The 23,266-nt window shown below is 51.5% G+C and carries 16 protein-coding genes; 14 read left to right on the forward strand and 2 right to left on the reverse strand.

Features of this window, described 5'->3' with window-relative positions; genetic code table 11:
- Window positions 1–33 precede the first annotated feature (33 nt).
- Window positions 34–2,271 (reverse strand): primosomal protein N', encoded by a 2,238-nt coding sequence (locus ACYZZ0_RS16315; protein WP_461537715.1) that lies wholly within the window; start codon window positions 2,269–2,271, stop codon window positions 34–36.
- Window positions 2,272–2,581: 310 nt separating this feature from the next.
- On the opposite strand from ACYZZ0_RS16315, the gene rpmE reads away from it, so the two are divergent.
- Together rpmE and ACYZZ0_RS16325 are read left to right on the forward strand one after the other, a co-directional pair.
- Complete coding sequence (gene rpmE / locus ACYZZ0_RS16320; protein WP_461537716.1) at window positions 2,582–2,803, forward strand: 50S ribosomal protein L31; 222 nt, start codon at window positions 2,582–2,584, stop codon at window positions 2,801–2,803.
- 174 nt (window positions 2,804–2,977) lie between these two features.
- A complete protein-coding gene (locus ACYZZ0_RS16325; RefSeq protein WP_461537717.1) occupies window positions 2,978–4,240 on the forward strand; it encodes a malic enzyme-like NAD(P)-binding protein in 1,263 nt (420 codons plus the stop codon).
- Window positions 4,241–4,353: 113 nt separating this feature from the next.
- Here ACYZZ0_RS16325 and ACYZZ0_RS16330 read toward each other — a convergent pair whose 3' ends face one another.
- A complete protein-coding gene (locus tag ACYZZ0_RS16330) occupies window positions 4,354–6,870 on the reverse strand; it encodes a penicillin-binding protein 1A (RefSeq protein WP_461537718.1) in 2,517 nt (838 codons plus the stop codon).
- A 178-nt stretch (window positions 6,871–7,048) separates the two neighbouring features.
- On the opposite strand from ACYZZ0_RS16330, the gene ACYZZ0_RS16335 reads away from it, so the two are divergent.
- The 12 genes from ACYZZ0_RS16335 to hemE all read left to right on the forward strand — a co-directional run bounded on the left by ACYZZ0_RS16335 (window position 7,049) and on the right by hemE (window position 23,238).
- On the forward strand, window positions 7,049–8,116 hold the full coding sequence (locus ACYZZ0_RS16335) for a pilus assembly protein PilM (protein ID WP_461537719.1): 1,068 nt from the start codon (window positions 7,049–7,051) through the stop codon (window positions 8,114–8,116).
- Window positions 8,116–8,697: a PilN domain-containing protein gene (locus ACYZZ0_RS16340; RefSeq protein ID WP_461537720.1), complete on the forward strand. Its 582-nt coding sequence runs from the start codon at window positions 8,116–8,118 to the stop codon at window positions 8,695–8,697. Before ACYZZ0_RS16335 ends, ACYZZ0_RS16340 begins: the two co-directional genes overlap by 1 nt.
- A complete protein-coding gene (locus ACYZZ0_RS16345) occupies window positions 8,694–9,326 on the forward strand; it encodes a type IV pilus inner membrane component PilO (protein ID WP_461537721.1) in 633 nt (210 codons plus the stop codon). The genes ACYZZ0_RS16340 and ACYZZ0_RS16345 overlap by 4 nt, the downstream gene beginning before the upstream one ends.
- Complete coding sequence (locus tag ACYZZ0_RS16350) at window positions 9,323–9,868, forward strand: pilus assembly protein PilP (protein ID WP_461537722.1); 546 nt, start codon at window positions 9,323–9,325, stop codon at window positions 9,866–9,868. The genes ACYZZ0_RS16345 and ACYZZ0_RS16350 overlap by 4 nt, the downstream gene beginning before the upstream one ends.
- Window positions 9,869–9,983: 115 nt before the next feature.
- A complete protein-coding gene (locus ACYZZ0_RS16355; RefSeq protein ID WP_461537723.1) occupies window positions 9,984–10,850 on the forward strand; it encodes a DMT family transporter in 867 nt (288 codons plus the stop codon).
- A 96-nt stretch (window positions 10,851–10,946) separates the two neighbouring features.
- On the forward strand, window positions 10,947–13,223 hold the full coding sequence (gene pilQ / locus ACYZZ0_RS16360; RefSeq protein WP_461537724.1) for a type IV pilus secretin PilQ: 2,277 nt from the start codon (window positions 10,947–10,949) through the stop codon (window positions 13,221–13,223).
- A 9-nt stretch (window positions 13,224–13,232) separates the two neighbouring features.
- Complete coding sequence (aroK, locus tag ACYZZ0_RS16365; RefSeq protein ID WP_461537725.1) at window positions 13,233–13,745, forward strand: shikimate kinase AroK; 513 nt, start codon at window positions 13,233–13,235, stop codon at window positions 13,743–13,745.
- Window positions 13,746–13,777: 32 nt separating this feature from the next.
- Window positions 13,778–14,857 carry a 3-dehydroquinate synthase gene (gene aroB / locus ACYZZ0_RS16370; RefSeq protein WP_461537726.1) on the forward strand — a complete coding sequence of 360 codons (1,080 nt, stop codon included), beginning with the start codon at window positions 13,778–13,780 and terminating at the stop codon, window positions 14,855–14,857.
- Window positions 14,858–15,313: 456 nt separating this feature from the next.
- On the forward strand, window positions 15,314–19,765 hold the full coding sequence (gltB, locus tag ACYZZ0_RS16375) for a glutamate synthase large subunit (RefSeq protein ID WP_461537727.1): 4,452 nt from the start codon (window positions 15,314–15,316) through the stop codon (window positions 19,763–19,765).
- A gap of 139 nt (window positions 19,766–19,904) precedes the next feature.
- On the forward strand, window positions 19,905–21,323 hold the full coding sequence (locus ACYZZ0_RS16380) for an FAD-dependent oxidoreductase (RefSeq protein WP_461537728.1): 1,419 nt from the start codon (window positions 19,905–19,907) through the stop codon (window positions 21,321–21,323).
- Between the two features lie 401 nt (window positions 21,324–21,724).
- Window positions 21,725–21,967, forward strand: coding sequence for a hypothetical protein (locus tag ACYZZ0_RS16385; RefSeq protein ID WP_461537729.1), 243 nt, complete (start codon window positions 21,725–21,727; stop codon window positions 21,965–21,967).
- Between the two features lie 206 nt (window positions 21,968–22,173).
- On the forward strand, window positions 22,174–23,238 hold the full coding sequence (gene hemE / locus ACYZZ0_RS16390) for a uroporphyrinogen decarboxylase (RefSeq protein ID WP_461537730.1): 1,065 nt from the start codon (window positions 22,174–22,176) through the stop codon (window positions 23,236–23,238).
- Window positions 23,239–23,266: the final 28 nt, after the last annotated feature.

A 23,266-nucleotide genomic window follows, 5' to 3' on the forward strand; every position in this document is an offset into this window, starting at 1 on the left:
TCAGTATAGCAAGGCTGCCAGTACCGAAGGGGCTTAACTCATATCCTGAGGGTCGATATCAACAGACCAGCGCACCTTACGGCTTTCAGGCAGGCTCTCTATTGATGATAGCGAGAAATTCAGAATTGTGTGCAAAGGTTGCCTGCTGACGGACTGTAACAGCAGTTGCTGGCGATAGCGGCCCTGTCGTCGTTCCATCGGAGCAGGCCACGGGCCCAGTAACTGCAGGCCTTCCGGACCATTGAGGTTAAGCTGTGAGGCTTGCTGCTCCAGGATAGTCCTTATCAGGCTGAGGAATCTCTCCCCTTCCGCAGGTGTGGCGGCTTCTGTTCGAATCAGGGCCTGAAAGCTAAAGGGAGGCAGCTGCATCAGCTGGCGCTCCTGAAGCAGGAGCGGGATAAATTCCTGATAACTGCCATTTGCCAGTTGCTGCAGGGCAATATTCTCTTGATCCCGGGTCTGAATCACAACTTTACCCGGTTTGTCAGCTCGTCCCGAGCGTCCTGCGACCTGGGTGAGCAACTGCCCGGTTCGCTCCAGAGCCCGATAATCACTGCTGTAGAGCCCCGCATCCATATTCAGCATCGCTGCCAGCGTTACCCGGGGGAAATGATGGCCTTTGGCCAGCATCTGGGTGCCCAGCATGATACAGGCCTTGGTGCTGTGAACCTGAGCCAGAATCTTCTCCATGGCGTTACGGTTGCGGGTTGAGTCGCGGTCTATACGAAATACCGGAGTTTTGGGAAAAAGCTGCTGCAGGGTTTCTTCAATCTTTTCAGTGCCTTCGCCCACTGCCTGCAGGTTGCTGCTGTGGCAGTCGGGGCAGCTTGAAGGTACCGGACGTCGGGTATCACAGTGATGACAGTGAAGCTTCCATGGATTTCTGTGCAGCGTCATATGGGCGTCACAGCCCGGGCAATCCATGACACTGCCGCAGCTATAGCACATTAGTGTGGGTGAGAAGCCTCGGCGGTTAATAAATACCAGCACTTGGTGAGACTGATCCAGATGAGTCTTTATTTGCTCAAGTAATGCCTCGGAAAGCCCGTCCTGAAGAGCCGCATCACGGATATTCAGTAGTTCAATAGCAGGAGCACGGGCATTGCCGGCTCTTTGAGTCAGCCTGAGGTGGAGATAGCGATGCTGGCTGGCATTATTGTATGTCTCAAGGGATGGGGTGGCACTCCCCAGTATTACCGGAATACCCTTCAATCGAGCTCTGTAGACCGCCAGATCACGGGCTGAATAACGAATTGAGTCCTGCTGCTTGTAAGACAGATCATGTTCTTCATCGACAATAATCAGTCCCAGCTTGGGTAGCGGAGCGAAAATGGCCGACCGGGTGCCAATCAGAATACCCGCCTCTTCTTTCAATCCCTGCCGCCAGGCATTATGGCGCTCGGTGTCATTAAGACCTGAGTGAAGGGTGACGACCGGTACATTAAAGCGTTCGTGAAAGCGATTGATTGTCTGTGGTGTCAGGCCTATTTCGGGCACAAGCACCAGTGCCTGTTGCCCTTGTTGTAAACAATGATCGATAGCCTGAAGGTAAACCTCGGTCTTGCCACTGCCGGTAATACCATCCAGTAAAGCTGGCCTGAATCCTGACGTTTCTTCGGTGATCGCTGCAAGAGCATGCTGCTGTTCGTCATTTAGCGTCAGGGGAGCGCATTTCAGTATCGGGTCGACGGCTTCAAAGTGGGTGGAATGTTCTTCAACCTCGGCATGCTCGACCAGCCCCTTTTGTTCCAGCTGGGACAGGATAGAGGTGGCGAAGCCAAAAGCCTTCAGGCTGTCTTCACTCAGTCCTTTGGGGTGCTCACTCAGAAAATGCCATGCCTGTTTCTGTTTCGGAGCCCGTGACAGCAATGCTTCTGCTGCATCAGCCGCTGCAGGGCGGAGTCGCCAGAGCCTGTGCCGGGTGCTTAGTGGCTTGCCCTGTCGAAGGGTAGCGGGAATAGCCAGACTGAACAGCTCTCCCAGGGGGGCATGGTAATAGCGGGAAGCCCACTCGCACAGAGCCAGAATATCCGGCTGTAGCACCGGCTCTTCGTCCAGAACCTGTAGAGCTGACTTCAGCTTGTCTTCTGCCAGTTCAGGTTTTGTAGTAGTCGATGCCAGTATTCCTATAAGCTTTCGCTTGCCGAACGGAACCTGTACCCGCATACCCGGTCTGAGCCCGTGAGACGGCAAGTTGCGTGGCAGACGGTAATCAAACAGCCGCCGTAACGGAACCGGCAGGGCGACTCTGAGGAAACAGGCTTGTGACATCTTGGCACGGGCTATCAGTTAACAAGTAAACCTGATGGTACCAGAAGGTACTGACAGGCAGGGATTTCCGTTGGAAAAATAAGCATAAATGCTGCCACAGGCTTCTGCTTCTTGCTTGGCAGGCTTTGTAGCTGGTTAACGGGATGAACCGTATAAGTCGTGAGCCGGCTCCAAGTTGCAATGGGGTTGAACTCTGGTAATATGCGCCGCTCAATCGTTTTCATGCATGCGGTATCTGATCAGATAACAGGTAATGAGGCCTGTTGAGTGAGACGAATGGCGGCATGCCTGACATGAGGACAAAGGTAAGATGAAAGCCGATATCCATCCGCGTTACGAAGAAATTACCGCAACTTGCAGCTGTGGTAACAAGATCCAGACCCGTTCCACTCTGTGCAAAGACCTGCAGCTGGACGTTTGCTCTGCGTGCCACCCGTTCTACACCGGCACCCAGAAGGTGATGGATACTGGTGGTCGCATCGAACGCTTCAACAAGCGTTTCGGTGGTCTGTCTACCCGCAAGAAAGGTTAATTTCTTGCTTTCGAAGCCAGCCTTTTTCAGGCTGGTTTCGACTTCGTTTTTATCCCCTTCCGTTTCGTTCTTTCCCTTTATTTAAAGCGTTTTCTTCGCTATATCTGCCTTGTGACTTATTAGCCTTTTCGATATTCTGCGCAATCCGCAGGTACACATCGAAAGTAAAAAAACATGGCTCAAGACATCAAGCAAGCTGCCCTGGATTACCATGCCAATCCCCGGCCCGGTAAGATCAGTGTTGAAGTGACAACTGCAGCTGAAACCTCTCAAGACCTTGCGCTGGCTTATAGCCCCGGTGTCGCCGAGCCTGTACGTGAAATTGCCAAAGACCATGACAATGCCTACCGTTACACCGCCAAGGGTAATATGGTTGCTGTCATCAGTGATGGTTCTGCCATTCTGGGTCTTGGTAATTTAGGTGCTCGTGCCAGTAAGCCGGTAATGGAAGGTAAAGCACTGCTGTTCAAGCGCTTTGCCGGTATTGATTCCATTGATATCGAAGTTGAATCTGAAAGTCCTGAAGCCTTTATTGATACTGTCAAGCGGATCGCCTGTACTTTTGGTGGTATCAATCTGGAAGATATCAAGGCACCTGAGTGCTTTGAAGTCGAAAAGGCGCTGATCGAACTGTGTGATATTCCGGTATTCCACGATGACCAGCACGGTACCGCGATTGTAACTGCTGCCGGTATGCTGAATGCGCTTGAGATTGCCGACAAGTCTATTGCAGAGGCTCGTCTGGTATGTCTGGGCGCCGGTGCGGCTGCGACTGCCTGCACCAACCTGCTGATCAAGTGTGGTCTGAAGCCGGAAAATGTTCGCATGCTCGACCGTAAGGGTGTGATTCACTCAGGTCGAACCGATCTGAATGCCCACAAGGCACAATTTGCAGTAGAAACCCCTGACCGTACCCTGGATGACGCCATTACCGGCGCTGATGTGTTCCTTGGTGTATCCGGTCCGAATCTGCTGTCTCCCGAGCAGCTGGACAAGATGGCGGCTAACCCGATCGTCTTCGCCTGCTCCAACCCGGATCCGGAAATTCGTCCGGAACTGGCCCAGGAAGTCCGCCCTGACGTGATCATGGCAACCGGACGTTCCGATTATCCCAACCAGGTTAACAATGTACTGTGTTTCCCGTTCATCTTCCGGGGAGCGCTCGATGTTCGTGCATCAGAAATCAATGATGCCATGAAGATCGCTGCTGTTCACGCCATTAAAGATCTGGCGCGTGAGCCTGTTACCCAGGCTGTAGCTGATGCTTACAATGGCCAGCAGTTCAGCTTTGGTGTGGATTATATTATCCCGAAAGCGCTGGATTCCCGTCTGCTGGGCGCCGTTTCCAGTGCTGTCGCCCAAGCGGCGATCGATAGTGGTGTTGCCCGCCTGCCTTACCCGGCCCACTACCCCCTGACAGACGCTGCTGAAGCTTAAAAACTCTTCGGCCTGCGTAATAAAAAGCCACCCAACAGGGTGGCTTTTTTTGTGGACTTGTATTGCTGAAGCCAAGAGAGAATAGCTGCTCTCTCTATGCCTCTGAATACGTCCTAGAAGATACTTTGCGGCGTATCTTCGGCTGCACCGTTGCTGGTACTGCTGCTACCGGCAGCGGCAGGGTTTGGCGCTTTCTCGGTGCGATAAACCTCAAAGATTGCATTCTGATCGTTGGCGGCAGCAGGTTCTCCTGTCACCGGATCAATTTTCAGCGTCACAATGCCCGGAGGCTGTGGTAACGGCGACTCCGGCATATCTTGTAATGCGACCTTCATGTATTCCAGCCAGATCGGTAGGGCAACATTGGCACCGTACTCCCAACGCCCAAGGGTCTGGTTGTCATCTCGGCCAACCCACACTGTAGTGAGCAGCTGCGAATTGAAACCGGCAAACCAGACATCACGGCTGCCATTGGTTGTACCGGTCTTGCCACCGAGATCATTTCTGCCCAGAGCCAGTGCCCGGCGACCGGTACCCTTGCGAATAACATCGCGCATCATATTGTTGATGATGTAGTTTTCCCGTTCATCCATAACACGCTCGGCGGGTAGAGGTGGCGTTGGTTGCAAGGGTGCAAGGGGCAAAGCCTCAATAACTTCAGTAGTGGTACTTTCTCCTTCCACCACTTCAGGAAACGCTATGGTGTCCAGTGTCAGAAGCTCCGGCGTGAGAGCTTCCGGTTCACTGCTCTCTTCAGCTTCAGTTGCTGGCTCCGGCTGGCAGTTGTAACAGGCTGTAGGATATTCTCCGGTAAAGACCGGTTCATCCAGCAGATCTATGCGTTTAACCAGGTGGGGCTGAACCTTGTAACCACCATTGGCAATAACAGAATAACCGGTGGTGACCTGCATCGGCGTCATAGCGGCACTGCCCAGTGCCAGTGACAGGTTGCTGCTGAGCGCATCTGCCGGGAAGCCAAAGGTATTTTCGAGGTAACGTAGTGCTGGCTTGATACCAACCCGTTGAAGCAAGCGAATGGAAACCAGGTTACGGGAGCGGTACAACCCGACTCGCAAGCGGGTAGGGCCCATAAACTTCTGGTTGTCGTTCTTGGGTCGCCAGGTGGCTTCCAGCTCATCGTCAGTAAATACAACCGGTGCATCATTAATCAGGGTTGAAGCAGTCAGACCACTGTGAATACCGGCGCTGTAAACGAAAGGTTTGAACACCGAGCCATTTTGACGGATGGCCTGGGTCGCCCGGTTAAACTTGCTGTCGTTAAAGTTGTAACCACCAACCAGAGCTCGAATAGCACCCGTCTCGGGATCCATTGAAATCAGTGATGACTGGGCATCCGGTGTCTGGGCCAGACGGTAACTACCATCTTCCTGCAGGGTAACCTGAATAAGATCACCTACCTTCAATACATCACCTGCCGTTTTCGGGTTGTATCCGAAGGCATTGATATTGATGTACTTCTTGGCCCATTTGATACCTTCCCATGGCAGCTCGGCAGTTGTCTGGTCCTTGAATAACAGTTCTGCTGTCTGTTCTCCAACCTGGGTCACAATGGCCGGGCGAAGGGTTCCGAGAGTCAGCACTTCTTTCAGACGGGTTTGAAGAACCTCCGGCGACATATTCGGATTTTCAGGACGTTCCAGCGGGCCACGGTAGCCATGCTTCTCATAATAAGCGGTGAGTCCGTTGAGGACGGCGTGATTGGCTGTTTTCTGGAGCGTGCTGTTTACTGTTGTATAGACCCGGTAGCCATCGGTATAGGCTTCCGCACCAAAGCGTTCGACCATTTCCTGACGCACCATTTCTGCAATCCAGGGCGCATCAAGCTCGGTTTTCAGACCGTGGTAACTGGCGGTGACCGGTTGCTCAACTGCCTGTTCATACTGAACAGAATCGATATAACCCAGCTCCAGCATGCGGGACAGAATCCAGTTACGGCGGGAAAGAGCTTTTCTGGCTGAACGAATCGGGTTACGGGTAGAGGGAGCCTTTGGCAAGCCGGCAATCATCGCCATCTGGGCCAGATCCAGTTCATTAACTGTTTTGCCGTAATAGACCTGGGCTGCTGCTTCAATACCGTAAGAGCGATTACCCAGATAAATCTTGTTCAGATAGAGCTCGAGGATTTCGTCTTTATCCAGCTCCTGCTCAATTCGCAGTGCCAGCAGGATTTCATTGAATTTGCGGGAAAAGACTCTTTCATGGCTAAGGAAGAAATTCTTCGCTACCTGCATGGTGATGGTGCTGCCACCACTCTGAATCCGGCCGGTGGAAATCAGTTGTACTGTCGCCCGGCCAAGGCCTACCGGATCGACACCATGGTGCTTGTAGAAACGATCATCTTCCGCTGCGAGGAATGCTTTCAGCAGTAGTGGTGGAGTGTTTTCAATTCGAACCGGCGAACGGCGTTTTTCACCGAACTCTGCAATCAGCAGTCCATCATCGGAATAAACCCGCAGGGGAGTCTGCAGCCGGATATCGCGCAGGGTTTCAACGTCGGGAAGGGACGGACTGAGATAGAGGTAGCCGCTGGCAGCAATAAGCAAACCACCGCAGAAAGCAAGCAACCCGGACCAGAGTAAAAATTTAAATGCTTTGTAAGCTTTCGCCATATTTTATTGATTCGACGGTTTGATAAACAGGTACAGCTCCACAGGGTTGGACATTATACGCATATTCCAAAGCAAATACCCGGGCACTTAATTGCGATTAGCCGCTAAGGATGATACTTATTTGGTAGATCAGTAGATAATAAGTCTAAAAAGAACCCGTCTGCTCAGGAAGCGCATTGTGTTGGGATTATTCAGGAAGAAGAAATCCAATACGGTATTGGGTATTGATATCAGCTCAACAGCAGTGAAGTTGCTTGAGCTCAGCCACAACGGTAAGCGTTACCGGGTGGAGGCCTATGCGGTAGAACCGCTGCCGGCCGGTGCTGTTGCCGAAAACAATATCTCGGATCTTGAAATCGTGGGCGCTGCTCTGGGTAAAGCCGCCTCAAAATCCCGTTCCAGCCAGAAAAAAACTGCTGTTGCTGTATCCGGCGCGGCAGTGATCACCAAAACTGTTGAAATGCCGGCCTCGCTCAGTGATGACGATATGGAAACCCAGATCGCGATCGAGGCGGATCAGTACATTCCCTATCCGCTGGATGAAGTGGCCATCGACTTTGAAGTTCAGGGGCTGAGTGAAAAGAACCCGGAAAAAGCTGAAGTTCTGGTTGCCGCATGTCGCCGGGAAAATGTTGAGATGCGTGAGGCTGCTCTCAACCTGGCCGGATTGAAGGCTCATGTGGTGGACGTTGAGGCCTTTGCGCTGGAGCGATGCTGTGAACTACTGCCAGTTCCTGATGAGGCTAAAGAAAAAGACTCGTTGATGGCTCTGGTTGATATTGGAGCCCTCGTAACCACTCTTAATGTCATTCAAAACGGCAAAACCATTTATACCCGGGAGCAGCTGTTTGGTGGGAAACAGCTGACCGAGGAAATTCAGCGTCGATATGGATTGTCTGAAGATGAAGCCAATGCCGGCAAGCTGTCCGGTGAACTGCCTGACGATTACGAAAGTGAGGTGCTGAAACCATTCACCGACGCCGTCGTGCAACAGGTTTCGAGAGGCTTGCAGTTCTTCTTCTCCTCCAGCCATTTCAATGATGTCGATCATATTGTCCTTGCTGGAGGAACGGCGTCACTGCCCGGGCTGGAAGAGATGGTGAGTGAAAAACTGGGAACATCGGTACAGGTTGCCAATCCCTTTGCGGAAATGGCTGTTGCCGGCAGGGTCAAGGCAGGAGAGCTGACCCGGAATGCGCCGGCTCTGATGATCGCCTGCGGGCTGGCCATGAGGAGCTTTGACTGATGGCACGGATTAACCTTTTACCCTGGCGTGAAGAACGGCGCGAAGAACGCAAAAAACAGTTTATAACCATGCTGATGGCTTTTGCCTTTGCCGGTTGTGGCGTGATTTTTGTAGCTGATGGCTATGTGTCAGACATGTTGATACATCAGCAGGGGCGTAACCAGCTGATTCAGAATGAAATCAATCGCCTGAATGGCCGTATCAAGGAGATTGATGAACTGAAGAAAAAACGGGCCGAGTTGCTGGATCGGATGGAAGTTATCGAGAGCCTGCAGGGTAACAGGCCGATTATTGTCCGGATCTTTGATGGTATAGCCCGGGCTGTGCCGGATGGTGTGTACCTGACTGCGGTAGAAATGGAAAAGACGGAGCTCTCTATCAGTGGTGTTGCCGAATCCAATACTCAGGTCTCAGCCTTTATGCGCCAGCTGGATGCTTCGGAATGGTTTGAATCACCCAATCTGACCGCGGTAAACGCTCTGGATGATGATGGACGGGATGGCAGCAAGTTCGAAATGACAGTGCAGCAGACATCACCAAAAGCGCAGGATGAGGATGAAAAGAAGCGGGGTAAAAAATGAAAATTGACCTTGCAGAATCTTTCAGAAAACTGAATGAACTCGATCTTAATGACCTGGACTTTGAAAATGTCGGCTCCTGGCCCATGCCGGCCAAAATTGTGTCCTGCATTATGGTTCTGTTGCTGGTGTTGGTGCTGGGATATCAGCTTTATCTCAGCGATACGCTGGTGGGTGTCGAGATAGAAGAAGGAAATGAGGAACAGCTGAAGCAGGCATTTCGCACCAAGGCATTCCAGGCCGCAAACCTGAATGCCTATCGCAAGCAGATGGAAGAGATGGAAACCGAATTTGCCATTCGGGTCCGGCAGCTGCCCAGTGATACAGAGGTTCCGGGATTGCTGGAGGATATTAACTTTACCGCTACAGGCAGTGGGCTGGAGATCAGCTCAATCGAATTACAACCCGAGTTTGCTGCAGCGTTTCATATTGAACTTCCGATCAAAATCAATGTACAGGGCACGTATCACGACCTGGGCAACTTTGTCAGTGGTGTTGCCAGTCTGTCGCGGATTGTGACTCTGCATGACTTCACCATCAAGCCTGTCGGTGGAGATGCTGACAGTGATCTGCTGGATATGGAAATTCTGGCCAGAACCTACCGCTACAACGACAAGGGAATTGTCAAATGAGCTGTAAAGCTGCTCACTCAAGCCTTTGGTGGTTCAGGGGAGTAATACTCTCTATTGCTGCAGTGCTGGTGGCTGGCTGTAGTGATACTGCTGGTTATGATGACCTGAACCAGTTTATGCAGGAAGTGCGCTCCAAGCCGACCGGACGCATCAAACCCCTTCCGGAATTTGAGCCGTATGAAGCCTTTACTTATGACGCTTCAGCCATGCGCAGCCCTTTCTCCCCGCCTATTCCTGCGCGTGAACTGGATCAGGAGTTAAGCAGTAATGTAAAACCGGATCCGGACCGGCCTCGGCAGTTTCTGGAAGGCTTCAGTTTTGAAAACTTTGTCATGGTGGGGACGCTGGGAAGTGATGGCAAGGTGGTCGCCCTGCTACGTGTTGAAGAGAGTGTCTATCCGGTCACAATTGGCGACTATCTGGGAAAAAATCACGGGCGAGTTACCCATATTGATGAGTCTGAAGTCCAGCTGATAGAAATTGTACCCAGTGGAAATGACCGCTGGATTGAGAGGCCGCGCACACTAAGACTGGAAAAATAGCGGCCATAGTCAACAGAACTGGTTAGCTGTTGATATAAACTATATTGCTTCAATTTATTATCTGCCCTTGTTTTTAGAAAAGTGCTTTAAGAAAACTGCTTTAAGGAAAATCTGATTGTCGGACTCTACGCGTGCGTTGTTAGGTGTGCATGTTGCTGTATTGTTGTTTGGAATTTCTGGTCTATTCGGAAAACTGCTGCCGTTTGATTCAACTGCCATTGTGCTTGGGCGAACAGTGCTTGGTGCTGTTTCGTTGGGCTTGGTGCTATTGGTTACAGGCCAACTCAGGAATACTTTTTCGGATCGTAGCTGGCTGGTCAACCTGTCAATTGGTGGGTTGCTGAACCTGCACTGGGTAACCTTTTTTCAGGCTATTCAGGTCTCTTCGGTTGCTGTGGGGCTGTTGGCCTTCTCATCATTTCCTGTCTTTGTCACCTTTTTGGAGCCTTTGCTATTTCGGGAGCGGATCCGTTTGTTTGATGTCATCACTGCTGCAGTGGTGATTCTGGGATTGTATCTGGTGGTTCCGGTTGAGGGCGATGGAACTGAAACCATTACAGGAATGATCTGGGGGATTATTTCTGCCTTTCTGTTTGCCTTGCTATCGCTGATAAACCGGTATCGTATTCGCAAGACTGCTGCTCTCCCGCTGGCATTTTTACAAAATACCGGGGCGGCCCTGATTGTGCTTCCTTTTGTGTCCATGGCAGACCTGCAATTGATGGCTGCAGACTGGCCTCTGATTATGATGCTCGGAGTCTTTTGTACGGCTTTGCCACATATGCTTTTTGTCAGCGCCCTGTCATCAGTTAAAGCACAGCTGGCAAGCCTGATATGTTGCCTTGAGCCGGTTTATGGCATTGCCTTTGCCATTTTGCTGCTGCAAGAGGTTCCATCGACCGATACCCTGTTGGGAGGGAGCATTATTGTCGGTGCCATCATTTATGCCAGTATGAAGCGTCCTGTTTCAAACCACGCCTGAGCCCTGTTTTAACAAATTGCTGAAAAAATAACCAAATGCGCCGATAGGAGGAGAGAAGGCGCATAAGGCGCATAAGGCAATTGTAGGTAACAGCGGATGACAACACGCAGGGGAGCGCTTCATCACTGGCCGGCTATTCTGCTGGGGCTGAGTTTAATGCTCGCTGCCAGTCTGGCTCAGGCAGTCACTCTCAGGGATATGGGGGTGGCATCGCTGCCGGGGGAAAAAGTGGAACTGAGGCTGGTATTTGATGGCCCAGCTCCCCAGTCAACCGGTTATACTGTTGATCAGCCGCCACGTATATCACTGGATCTCTCAGCGACCCAGTCAGCCATACCCAAATATAATGATGTTGGCTTTTCCAATACTCGTAGTGTAACTGTGCTGCAGGGGCCGACTTCAACCCGTTTGGTCGTGAATCTGAACAAGCCTTCCGGATATACCACCCGAATAGAAGGTAATGTGTTGTATCTGGTTGTTGGTGTAGATCAAAACAGTGTGCAGAAGCATGCATCCAGACCTGCAGTTCAGCCTCATATGCAGCAGGGCTACTCCCAGATGCCTCCCCAGGGCTATCCTCAGCCTCGCTATCCGGCAAGCCCGATGGCGGGTATGAATGCCATGCAACCGGTGATGCCGCCGCCAATACCCTCATCGACCTATTTGCCTCAACCCGCACCCACCATGCCTGGCGCTGGGGATGTTGTACCAGAAGGGGTTAGCAAGATTGATTTCCAGCGGGGAGAAGAAGGTGAGGGCAACATCGTTATCACGTTGGAAAATGCCTCTGTGCCGGTCGATCTTTCTGAAGAAGGAGGTCGCATCAGGCTGGAATTTACGGGTAGTGAGATTCCGAGCAAGCTAAGAAACCGACTGGATGTTGTCGATTTTGCGACTCCGGTTCAGTTTATTGATGCCAAGGTGGAAGACGGAAATACTGTTATTGTGATCGAGCCTACCGGGCAGTATGACTATCTGGCCTGGCAGGCAGACAATGTGATGACGGTGAGTGTGAAACCACTGACCAAGCAGGAAGAAGAGAAACGACGCAAGGACAGGTTCACCTATACCGGACAGAAGCTGTCACTTAATTTTCAGGATATCGAGGTTCGCAGTGTTCTGCAGCTGATTGCTGATTTTGTAGATTTGAACCTGGTTGCTTCCGACACCGTTAATGGCAATGTCACTCTGAGACTGCAAAACGTCCCCTGGGATCAGGCGCTGGATATCGTATTGAAGGCGAAGGGGTTGGATAAGCGACTGGAAGGTAATGTGCTGACAGTTGCCCCGGCAGAGGAAATTGCAGCCCGTGAGCGCCAGGTACTGGAGAACGATAAACAGATATCCGAGTTGGCACCACTTTATACCGAATTTTTCCAGGTCAATTATGCTGATGCCAAAACCCTGTTTGAGATTTTCAAGGGGGAAGGAGAAAGTGAGGGCATTCTTTCCGAGCGTGGTAAGGTCATTGTTGATGACCGTACCAACAGTATTGTGCTGACTGAAACCCAGTCCAAACTGGATGAATTCCGCCGACTGCTTGAGCGTATTGATATTCCTGTACGTCAGGTGATGATTGAAGCTCGGATTGTTAACGCCAATGCCAACTACAGTAAGCAACTGGGTGTTAAATGGTCTGGGGGCCTGAATCTATCCACTGGCAGTAAACGAAGTGTTATCGGTGGCAGCGGCTCTACTCAGCAATTTGACAGCGGTGCTGATCTGTTTGATGCCAATAACAAAAACAAATTCAATGTGAACAATGGCTCAACAGGTTTTACCGGAACCAATCCTTTTGTTGATCTGGGGGTCACCAATCCTACAGGTGCCTTGTCTGTCGGTTTTATGTCCGGCTCAGCGATTCTGAACCTGGAGCTGAATGCTATGCAATCTGACGGCGCAGGTGAGATTATTTCCCAGCCAAAGGTGATTACCTCCGATAAGAAGAAGGCCGTGATTAACTCCGGTCGTGAAATTCCTTACCTTGAAGCTTCATCCAGCGGTGCAGCCTCGATAAGCTTCAAGGAAGCGGTTCTGTCGCTGGAGGTCACACCGCAGATTACCCCTGACGGTAATATCATCATGGATATCAAGGTCACCAATGACCAGCAGGGTCGGGAGGTCTTTAACGGTGTTCCGGTCATTGATAAAAACGAACTGGCAACACAGATTCTTGTCCGAGATGGTGAAACCGTGGTGCTCGGTGGTATATTTACCCGGGATTATAGTAATACACAGGAAAAGGTTCCTTTTTTTGGAGATTTACCGGTTGTGGGGAAATTATTCCGCCGGGATATCAGTCGTGATAATAAACAGGAGATGTTAATCTTCATCACGCCGAAAGTTCTCCAGGATGGGGTTGCCGTCCGATAAAAGACCCATATGAGTTGTAGCAATATATATTTTGTCGGGCCAATGGGTGCGGGGAAAAGTACCATTGGCCGTCTGCTTGCCCGCCAGTTGAATCGCCCCTTCTATGATTCGGATCATGAGGTTGAGAACCGCTGTGGCGCTGATATTCCCTGGATATTTGATGTCGAGGGAGAAACAGGGTTTCGTGAGCGGGAACTTGCCGTTATAGATGAGCTGACCCAAATGGACGGAATCGTGATGGCCACCGGAGGTGGCAGTGTCATGCAGGAAGCCAATCGTCGGGCGCTGATCAAAACCGGTACAGTCATTTACCTGCGAGCTCCGGTTGATATCCAGCTGGAAAGAACGGCCCGTGATAAAAAACGCCCGCTACTGCAGCGACCGGACCGGGAACAGGTGCTTATCGATCTGTTCAGCAAACGCGATCCGGTTTATACCGATATGGCCGATCTGATCATTCCTTCCATTGATGTCTGTCCACGTCAGGTGATTATGGAAATCACTCGGCAGTTGGAACTCTAGACGTATTCTGATTACAGGCGGTAAATAGCATCATGCAGACCCTGACCGTAGACCTCGGTGAACGCAGCTATCCCATTTATACCGGTAGTGGCCTGCTGGAGCGCAGCGAATTACTGCTGCCCTATATCAAAGGGCGTCAGGTAGCGATTGTTACCAATGAAACGATCGCACCTCTTTATCTGGAAAAGATCAAAAGCCTGCTGACTTCAAAAGAAGTAACAGAAGTCATTTTGCCCGATGGTGAAAATTTCAAGAATCTGGACATTCTCAATCGCGTGTTTGATGGCCTGCTTGAGGCCAGGCATAACCGAACCACAACCCTGATTGCCCTCGGTGGCGGCGTTGTTGGTGATATGACCGGTTTTGCTGCGGCCTGCTACCAGCGCGGTGTTGATTTTATTCAGGTGCCGACCACTTTACTGTCTCAGGTCGACTCTTCTGTCGGGGGAAAAACCGGTGTAAACCACGCGCTGGGCAAGAACATGATTGGGGCTTTTCACCAGCCGAATTGTGTTGTGGCGGATACTTTGACACTGAATACTTTACCTGATCGGGAGTTATCCGCTGGTCTGGCTGAAGTGATTAAATATGGCCTGATCCGTGATGCAGCGTTTTATGCCTGGATTGAAACCAATCTGGAAGGTTTGCTGGCGCGGGATCCGGCATTGTTGGCTGAAGCAATCCATCGCTCCTGTGAGTGTAAGGCTGCTGTTGTAGCTGAAGATGAAAAGGAGTCCGGTGTTCGGGCGATCCTTAACCTCGGTCATACCTTTGGTCATGCCATTGAAACTGCAATGGGATATGGCGAATGGCTGCACGGTGAGGCGGTAGCTGCAGGGATGGTGATGGCTGCTGATCTTTCTGCCCGCTGTGGCTGGATCGATGCTGCTGAAGTCGAGCGTCTCAAACAGCTGCTGATCAGGGCTAACCTGCCGGTAAAAGCCCCTGAGGGTATGTCTGCAGACCAGTTTAAATCACTGATGCAGGTCGATAAAAAAGTGATTGATGGTCGTCTCAGGCTGGTTCTGATGCAAAAAGTGGGATGGGCTGTCGTCACTGATGAAGTCCCTTCTGGGTTGCTTCAGGAGACGTTGGAATATTTCACTGTGTAAATGATTCTTATTGAATTTTTATTCAGCAATGGCCGCCTTGGAGCGGCCTTTTTTTTTGATAAAGAATTTATATTCAGTGGTAATTCACGATTGTGAGTTTGTGTGAAGTATGATCTGAGTGTAGAATGACTCGCCAATTTGCCTTTTAAAAGGCAAGTACCGCAAAAAGCCCTGACAAGAAAAATCGACAAGGAAGGGGTATTTCACATCGGGTGTGCACGAGCTGGAATAAAGACACAGCTTGACGGGTGCGACTGTGTAGCCGCTGTTTCCGGTATCGCCAAAAATAGCTACAGCTAAATAAACAGCTGGATGGGTAGCTAGGTTGATAGCTGAAATAGATAGCTGAATAGAGAGCTGAGTGAGTAGCTCTGGGTATACAGCAAAATGGATAGGTAGCCGCAGCCGCAAGTCGAGTGTCTGATAATAAGAGTATTGGCTGATGAGGGTATGCCTATGAATGCAGGTTTGTATAGCCCTGGCGAGTTTCGGGATAACTGTGGTTTTGGCCTCATCGCCCACATGGAAGGGCAGAAAAGCCACGACCTGTTGAAAACTGCGGTTCACGCGCTGAATTGTATGACCCATCGTGGCGGTATTGCTGCTGATGGAAAGACCGGAGATGGCTGTGGTCTGCTGATCCAGATTCCGGATGGTTTCTTTCGAGGTATTGCCCGTCGCAAGTTTGGTGTTGAGCTGCCAGACCTTTATGCGGTGGGTATGGTATTTCTTAACCCCTATGATCCCGCACCGGGTACTGATGCCCTGACCGAAGAGCTGGAAAGTGAAGGCCTGACAGTTGTCGGCTGGCGTGATGTGCCGGTAGACAGTGAATGCCTTGGCCCGATTGCACTGGGACAGTTGCCAGTCATCCGTCAGGTATTTGTCAGCCCTGCCACAGGGCGTGATAAAGTCGATTTTGCTGCCAGACTGTTTATGGCGCGCCGCAAAGCCGGAATGCGAATGACCGACGATGATCAGTTCTATATCTGTTCGCTGTCGCCCAACGTCGTGTCGTATAAAGGCCTGATGATGCCGGCGGACCTGCCGACGTTCTACCCTGATCTGGGTGATCCGGCGTTTGAAACTGCAATCTGTGTTTTTCACCAGCGGTTCTCTACCAACACCATGCCGCGCTGGCGTCTGGCCCAACCTTTCCGGATGCTGGCCCACAATGGTGAAATCAACACCATTACCGGTAACCGCAACTGGTCTGAAGCCCGGGTCAACAAGTTCCAGTCGGAGCTGTTACCGGAGCTGGATAGTGTAAGACCTCTGGTTAACCGTACCGGCTCTGACTCTTCCAGTCTGGATAATATGCTGGAAATTCTGGTTACCGGCGGCGTTAATATTTATCGCGCTATTCGCATGCTGGTTCCACCGGCCTGGCAGAATGTTGACACCATGGATCCGGACCTCAGAGCGTTCTATGAGTACAACTCCATGCATATGGAACCCTGGGATGGCCCGGCAGGTCTGGTTATCACTGATGGTCGCCATGCGGTCTGTGCGCTGGACCGGAATGGTCTGCGTCCTTCCCGCTGGGTCAAGACCAAAAACGGCTATATTACTGTCGCGTCTGAAATTGGTGTTTCCTGCTATCAGCCGGAAGATGTCATCGCCAAGGGCCGGGTTGGACCTGGCGAGATGCTGGCCATTGATACCGAAACCGGTGAACTGCTGCAGGCTCACGATATCGATGAAAAGCTGAAAAGCAGCCAGCCTTACAAGCGCTGGCTAAAGCAGCATGCTCATCGCATGGAGTCCCGGTTCATCGAGGATGCCCACAAGGTTGAGCATTTCGACAAAGACACCCTGAACACTTACCAGAAAATGTTTCAGGTGACCTTTGAAGAGCGTGACCAGATTCTGCGCCCGCTGGCCGAGAATGGACAGGAAGCTGTCGGCTCAATGGGTGATGACACCCCGATGGCAGTACTGTCAGCCAAAGTGCGTTCGGTATACGATTATTTCCGGCAGCAGTTTGCCCAGGTCACCAACCCGCCCATCGATCCTCTGCGGGAAGCGATTGTTATGTCGCTGGAAACCCTGATGGGACGGGAGAAGAATGTTTTTCAGGAAACCCCTGATCATGCAGCCCGGGTGATTCTCAAGTCACCGATATTGTCCAATACCAAGTTCCTGAATCTGATTCATGCCCATCATCAGAACCCTGATCTGAAAGTGGCCCGGATTGACCTGAACCGTGATGAATCTCTCGGTCTGCAGGATGCAATCAAAGATATCTGTGATGAAGCCGAACAGGCTGTTCGGGATGGCTATGTGCTGATTCATCTGACCGATCATGACCTGCGTGAAGGTTATGTGCCTGTGCATGCAGCCATGGCCACCGGTGCTGTCCATCATCGTTTGATCGATCAGGGACTGCGTAGCGATGCCAATCTGCTGGTAGAGACAGCAACTGCCCGTGATCCACACCATTTTGCGGTGCTGATCGGATTTGGTGCGACCGCTGTTTATCCTTATCTGGCCTATGAGGTTATCAAGGATCTGATTGATACCGGCGAAGTGCTGGTGGATCACCTGGAAGCCTGGAAAGCCTACCGCAAGGGTATTGGCAAAGGCCTGCTGAAAATCATGTCAAAAATGGGAATCTCTACCATCGCGTCTTACCGGGGAGCTCAGTTATTTGAAGCTATCGGTCTGAGTGGTGAGGTGGTTGATACCTGTTTCAAGGGTGTTTCAAGCCGAATTCAAGGTGCCCGCTTTGAAGATTTTGAGCAGGAAAACAAGCTGCTTGCGGAGCATGCCTGGATCAAACGGAAAACTATTCAGACTGGCGGCCTGCTGAAATACGTCCATGGTGGTGAATATCACAGCTTTAACCCTGATGTGGTTCAGACCATACAAACAGCAGTAAAAACCGGCGACTATGTGATGTACAAGAAGTATGCGTCACTGGTTAACGAGCGTCCGGCTGCAACATTGCGTGATTTGTTGGGACTGAAGAAGGCCGACAAAGCTGTCGAGCTGGATAAGGTAGAACCGGTTTCAGCCATTGTACGCCGGTTTGATTCTGCAGCGATGTCGCTGGGGGCTCTATCCCCTGAAGCGCACGAAGCGCTGGCACAGGCAATGAACCGTCTTGGCGGCCGTTCAAACTCTGGTGAGGGTGGTGAAGATCCGGCTCGCTATGGCACTGACCGGGTGTCAAAGATCAAGCAGATTGCTTCCGGCCGCTTTGGTGTCACTCCACACTATCTGGTCAATGCTGATGTACTGCAGATCAAGGTGGCCCAGGGCGCCAAGCCGGGCGAAGGTGGTCAGCTGCCAGGTGGCAAGGTGAACAAGCTGATTGCACGGCTGCGTTACTCGGTGCCGGGTGTGACCCTGATTTCCCCACCGCCACACCATGATATCTACTCGATTGAAGACCTTGCCCAGCTGATTTACGACCTGAAGCAGGTTAATCCGGCAGCGCTGGTTTCAGTCAAACTGGTATCCGAGCCAGGCGTCGGCACCATCGCTGCCGGTGTGGCCAAGGCTTATGCTGACCTGATCACAATCTCCGGTTACGACGGTGGTACTGCTGCCAGCCCGATGACGTCTATTCGTTATGCCGGCTCCCCATGGGAGCTGGGGCTGAGTGAAGCGCAGCAAACTCTGCGAGGCAATGACCTGCGCGGCAAAGTACGACTGCAAACTGATGGTGGTCTGAAATCAGGTCTGGACGTAGTCAAGGCAGCTATTCTGGGTGCGGAAAGTTTTGGCTTTGGTACCACTCCAATGGTTGCAATGGGTTGTAAATACCTGCGGATTTGCCACCTGAATAACTGTGCGACAGGTGTTGCTACTCAGGATCAAAACCTGCGTGACAACTACTTTATCGGTACTGTCGATATGGTGACCAACTTCTTCACCTTTGTGGCTGAGGAAGTGCGGGAATGGCTGGCTTATCTCGGCTTCGAAAAGCTGGAAGATGTTATCGGCCGGACCGAGCTGCTGGAAGTGTTACCAGGACATACTGAGAAAACCCGTAATCTGGATCTGGAACCGATTCTGAGTCAGGCCAATATTCCAGCCGATAAACCTCTGGTTTGTCAGGTGGACCGCAACCCCCCATTTGATGAGGGTATGCTGGCTGAGCAGATGGTAAAAGACTGTCTGCCTGCCATTGAAGCAAGTAAAGGTGGTGAGTTCAGTTATGAGGTCGGTAACCAGGATCGTTCTATCGGGGCCCGTCTCTCCGGTGAGATAGCTAAACGCTATGGAAATACGGGTATGAGTGACAACCCGCTGGTTATCAATCTGAAAGGCAGTGTCGGTCAGAGCTTCGGGGTCTGGAATGCCGGTGGTCTGGATATGTACCTTGAAGGTGATGCCAACGACTATGTCGGTAAAGGTATGAGTGCAGGCAAACTGGTTATCAGTCCGCCGGCTGGTAGCGGTTTTGCTTCCCGTGATGCTTCCATTATCGGTAATACCTGCCTCTACGGAGCAACTGGCGGCAAGCTGTTTGCGGCCGGTCAGGCCGGTGAGCGACTGGGTGTCCGTAATTCCGGCGCGATGGCGGTAGTGGAAGGTGCCGGAGATCACTGTTGTGAATATATGACCGGTGGTCTGGTTGTGGTGCTGGGTAAAACTGGCCATAACTTCGGTGCAGGCATGACCGGTGGTTTTGCCTATGTACTGGATATGGATCGCAGCTTTGTTGATCGCTATAACCATGAGCTGGTGGATATTCATCGGGTTGATCCGGAATCCATGGAGATGTACCGGACTCACCTACGCGAAGTTATTTCCGAGTATGTAGCGGAAACCGGCAGCGAGTGGGGACGCGACATTCTGGAAGATTACTATGACTACATCGGCCGCTTCTGGCTGGTGAAACCCAAGGCGGCCAGCCTGGATAACCTGCTGGCAAGTACTCGCGGCAGACCGGAATAAGAGCATTGGGCCACAGGTAACAGCCTGCGGCCCGCTCTACGGTCAAACGTGAAAAAAATGTATGCGGGTACAGCAACTGCTGGAGAGGTTTTAACTGCAGAGGTTTTCAGCTGCAGAAAGCTTAAAGAGGTAAAGCGCCATGGCTGAACGATTAAATAACAACTTCCAGTTCGTCGATGTGGGGCGCAAGGATCCGTCCAAAAAGTCCTTGCGTGTGCGCAAGACCGGGTTTGAAGAAATCTATGAGCCGTTCACCGAGAAACAGGTGACAAGTCAGGCTCATCGCTGTCTGGAATGTGGTACGCCCTATTGTGAGTGGAAGTGCCCGGTTCATAACTACATTCCCAACTGGCTGAAACTGGTATCTGAAGGCAATCTGATTCAGGCTGCCGAACTGTCTCACCAGACCAACAGTCTGCCGGAAGTTTGTGGTCGGGTTTGTCCGCAGGATCGTCTGTGTGAAGGTGCCTGTACCCTGAGTGAAGACTTTGGCGCAGTCACAATTGGTGCGACTGAAAAATACATTACGGATACTGCAATTGCTCTGGGCTGGCGTCCGGATATGTCCAAGGTGGAATGGACTGACAAAAAGGTTGCAGTGATCGGTGCCGGACCGGCAGGACTTGCCTGTGCCGATGTGCTGGTGCGTAACGGTGTACACCCTGTAGTGTTTGATCGTCACCCGGAAATCGGTGGGCTGCTGACGTTTGGTATTCCGGAGTTCAAGCTGGAAAAAAGCGTTATGAAGCGACGCCGTGAAATATTCACCGAGATGGGCGTCGAGTTTCAGCTCAATACCGAGATCGGCAAAGATATTTCTATGGACCAGCTGCTGGATGAATACGACGCTGTGTTTATGGGAATGGGCACCTACACCTATATGAAAGGCGGCTTCCCGGGTGAAGACCTGCCGGGTGTGCACGATGCACTGCCCTACCTGATCTCCAATGTGAACCGTTGTCTTGAATTTGAAGAAAGTCCTGAGGACTTTATCGATATGAAAGACAAGCGTGTTGTTGTTCTCGGCGGTGGTGATACCGCGATGGACTGTAACCGGACTGCAATCCGTCAGGGTGCCAGAACGGTCAGCTGTGCCTATCGCCGGGATGAGGACAATATGCCGGGTTCCCGCCGTGAAGTGCAGAATGCCAAACAGGAAGGGGTTCAGTTTCTGTTCAACCGTCAGCCGGTAGAAATTGTCGGTAATGGACAGGTTGAAGGGGTAAAGGTGGTTTCTACCCAGCTGGGTGAGCCGGATGAAAACGGACGTCGTCGTCCGGAAGTGGTGCCGGGCAGTGAAGAAGTTCTACCTGCCGATGCAGTACTGGTTGCATTCGGTTTCCGTCCCAGCCCTGAAGCCTGGTTTACCGATCACGATATCCAGACTGATGACAGTGGTCGGGTGGTTGCACCTGAAGAGTCTTCTTACCCGTTCCAGACCAGCAATCCCAAGGTTTTTGCCGGTGGTGATATGGTACGTGGTTCTGATTTGGTGGTCACCGCTATCTGGGAAGGCCGTCAGGCTGCCGATGGCATCATGGACTATCTGAAGGTCTGATGTTTCTCTCACTGTAGCTGTTGCAAGTGACAGCTACAGTGATCCCTTCTTTATCTCGCGTTTTTCTTCTTCGCCTGTCCTTTTTGCCGTCTGTTTACAAAATCACAAGATTGGGTTGCGGCTTTCCTTCCTTTTTGGTGTTTTGTTTTCGTCGACTTTTGTTTTTCTTAGGTATTAATCGAACACTTTGTTCTTTTGGGTGAGTAACTGTGCTTGTCTGTGTCGGCAATCCGAATTGATGGGAATCAGGGGTGTGGTAGGATTTTTCGCCGGTTCAGGGGCATTTCGTCATCTGAGAAAAACATCACAACACTTTTCGCTCATGGCTTTTTGAGGCAAGGAATCTTCATTACCCATCATGGCAGAGGGAAAATGGTCAGAGAGCTTGTGAGGAAGAGATAGTGGAATCTACTCTGGTTGAATACGTCGGTTACGCGGCATCCGTGATGGTTGCTATTTCCCTGTCCATGAAGGACGTGAAATGGCTGCGCATCCTGAACTTCATCGGCTGCAGCCTGTTTGTGGCCTACGGTATCTGGATTGGTGCCATGCCTGTAATCGCTGCCAACCTGTACATTGCCTGCATCAATGTTTATTACCTGGCAAAGATGTATCGGACAAGCCCTAAACCGGCAACAGCCTGACGCCGGTTCAAATACAAGTCTGGTTTTACCTTCCCCCCGGATATTTAAACCAGACTTGTATTTAATCTCTTCCGCTCGATCTTCCCTTCTCAATCTCCCTGTTTTTCATCTGGCTTTTACTTATGCCGGAGAGTTGCTTATAGTGGCCGTGCTCTGATTGGTGCCGGATTCTACGGTGCCCGTATTTGCTTCTCGTCGGAATAAATATGAAGCCGCTACAAAACGATCGTTTTCTCAAGGCCCTGCTGCGTCAGCCAGTAGATATGACCCCGGTATGGATGATGCGTCAGGCGGGTCGCTATCTGCCAGAGTATCGGGCAACCCGCCAGCAGGCCGGTGATTTCATGAGTCTGTGTCAGGCTCCGGATCTTGCATGTGAAGTAACTCTACAGCCGCTGGAGCGGTTCGAGCTGGATGCTGCCATCCTGTTTTCCGATATTCTGACCATTCCTGATGCGATGGGACTGGGCCTGTATTTTGAAACCGGTGAAGGCCCCAAATTCCGCAAGCCGGTGGCAACCGCTGCCGATGTAGAAGCACTGCCGATTCCGAACCCGGAAGATGAACTGAAGTATGTAATCGATGCAGTTCGCGTGATTCGTCATGAGCTGAATGGTCGAGTGCCGTTGATCGGCTTCTCCGGCAGCCCCTGGACACTGGCAACCTATATGGTTGAAGGCAGCAGCACCAAGGACTTCCGCAAGATCAAAGGCATGATGTACAGCCAGCCGGAAGTACTGCATGCCCTGCTCGACAAGCTGGCAGATTCTGTTATCTCTTACCTGAATGCCCAGATTGCAGCCGGTGCCCAGGCGGTACAGATCTTCGATACCTGGGGTGGCGTACTGACGCCGGAAGCTTATCAGGCATTCTCTCTGCACTATATGCAGAAGATTGTGAAAGGTCTGGTACGTGAGAGTGAAGGTCGCAAGGTACCGGTTATTCTGTTCACCAAGAACGGTGGCCAGTATCTGGAACTGATCGCTGAAACCGGTGCTGATGCTGCCGGTCTGGACTGGACTACCGATATTGGTGATGCTCGTCGCCGTGTAGGTGACAAGGTGGCCCTGCAGGGTAACCTGGATCCTTGTGTACTCTACGCCCAGCCTGAGCAGATTCGTGAGCAGGTGGGTGTGGTACTGGAGAAGTTTGGTCCCGGTCCCGGTCATGTATTCAATCTGGGGCACGGGATTCACCCGCAGGTAAATCCGGATCACGCCAAAGCCATGATTGATGCAGTGCATGAGCTGTCAGCCAAGTATCACGCTTGATAGTTGGCTAATATAAAAAAGGCCTGAG

Origin of the sequence: Spongorhabdus nitratireducens (genome assembly GCA_947387575.1) — a bacterium.
In the GTDB taxonomy this organism is placed as follows: domain Bacteria; phylum Pseudomonadota; class Gammaproteobacteria; order Pseudomonadales; family Endozoicomonadaceae; genus CANDOC01.

Coding starts and splice junctions, on each gene's coding strand:
- ACYZZ0_RS16315 (WP_461537715.1), bottom strand. CDS start 2,271: ATGTCACAAGCCTGTTTCCTCAGAGTCGCCCTGCCGGTTCCGTTACGG.
- rpmE (WP_461537716.1), top strand. CDS start 2,582: ATGAAAGCCGATATCCATCCGCGTTACGAAGAAATTACCGCAACTTGC.
- ACYZZ0_RS16325 (WP_461537717.1), top strand. CDS start 2,978: ATGGCTCAAGACATCAAGCAAGCTGCCCTGGATTACCATGCCAATCCC.
- ACYZZ0_RS16330 (WP_461537718.1), bottom strand. CDS start 6,870: ATGGCGAAAGCTTACAAAGCATTTAAATTTTTACTCTGGTCCGGGTTG.
- ACYZZ0_RS16340 (WP_461537720.1), top strand. CDS start 8,116: ATGGCACGGATTAACCTTTTACCCTGGCGTGAAGAACGGCGCGAAGAA.
- ACYZZ0_RS16345 (WP_461537721.1), top strand. CDS start 8,694: ATGAAAATTGACCTTGCAGAATCTTTCAGAAAACTGAATGAACTCGAT.
- ACYZZ0_RS16350 (WP_461537722.1), top strand. CDS start 9,323: ATGAGCTGTAAAGCTGCTCACTCAAGCCTTTGGTGGTTCAGGGGAGTA.
- pilQ (WP_461537724.1), top strand. CDS start 10,947: ATGACAACACGCAGGGGAGCGCTTCATCACTGGCCGGCTATTCTGCTG.
- aroK (WP_461537725.1), top strand. CDS start 13,233: ATGAGTTGTAGCAATATATATTTTGTCGGGCCAATGGGTGCGGGGAAA.
- aroB (WP_461537726.1), top strand. CDS start 13,778: ATGCAGACCCTGACCGTAGACCTCGGTGAACGCAGCTATCCCATTTAT.
- gltB (WP_461537727.1), top strand. CDS start 15,314: ATGAATGCAGGTTTGTATAGCCCTGGCGAGTTTCGGGATAACTGTGGT.
- ACYZZ0_RS16380 (WP_461537728.1), top strand. CDS start 19,905: ATGGCTGAACGATTAAATAACAACTTCCAGTTCGTCGATGTGGGGCGC.
- hemE (WP_461537730.1), top strand. CDS start 22,174: ATGAAGCCGCTACAAAACGATCGTTTTCTCAAGGCCCTGCTGCGTCAG.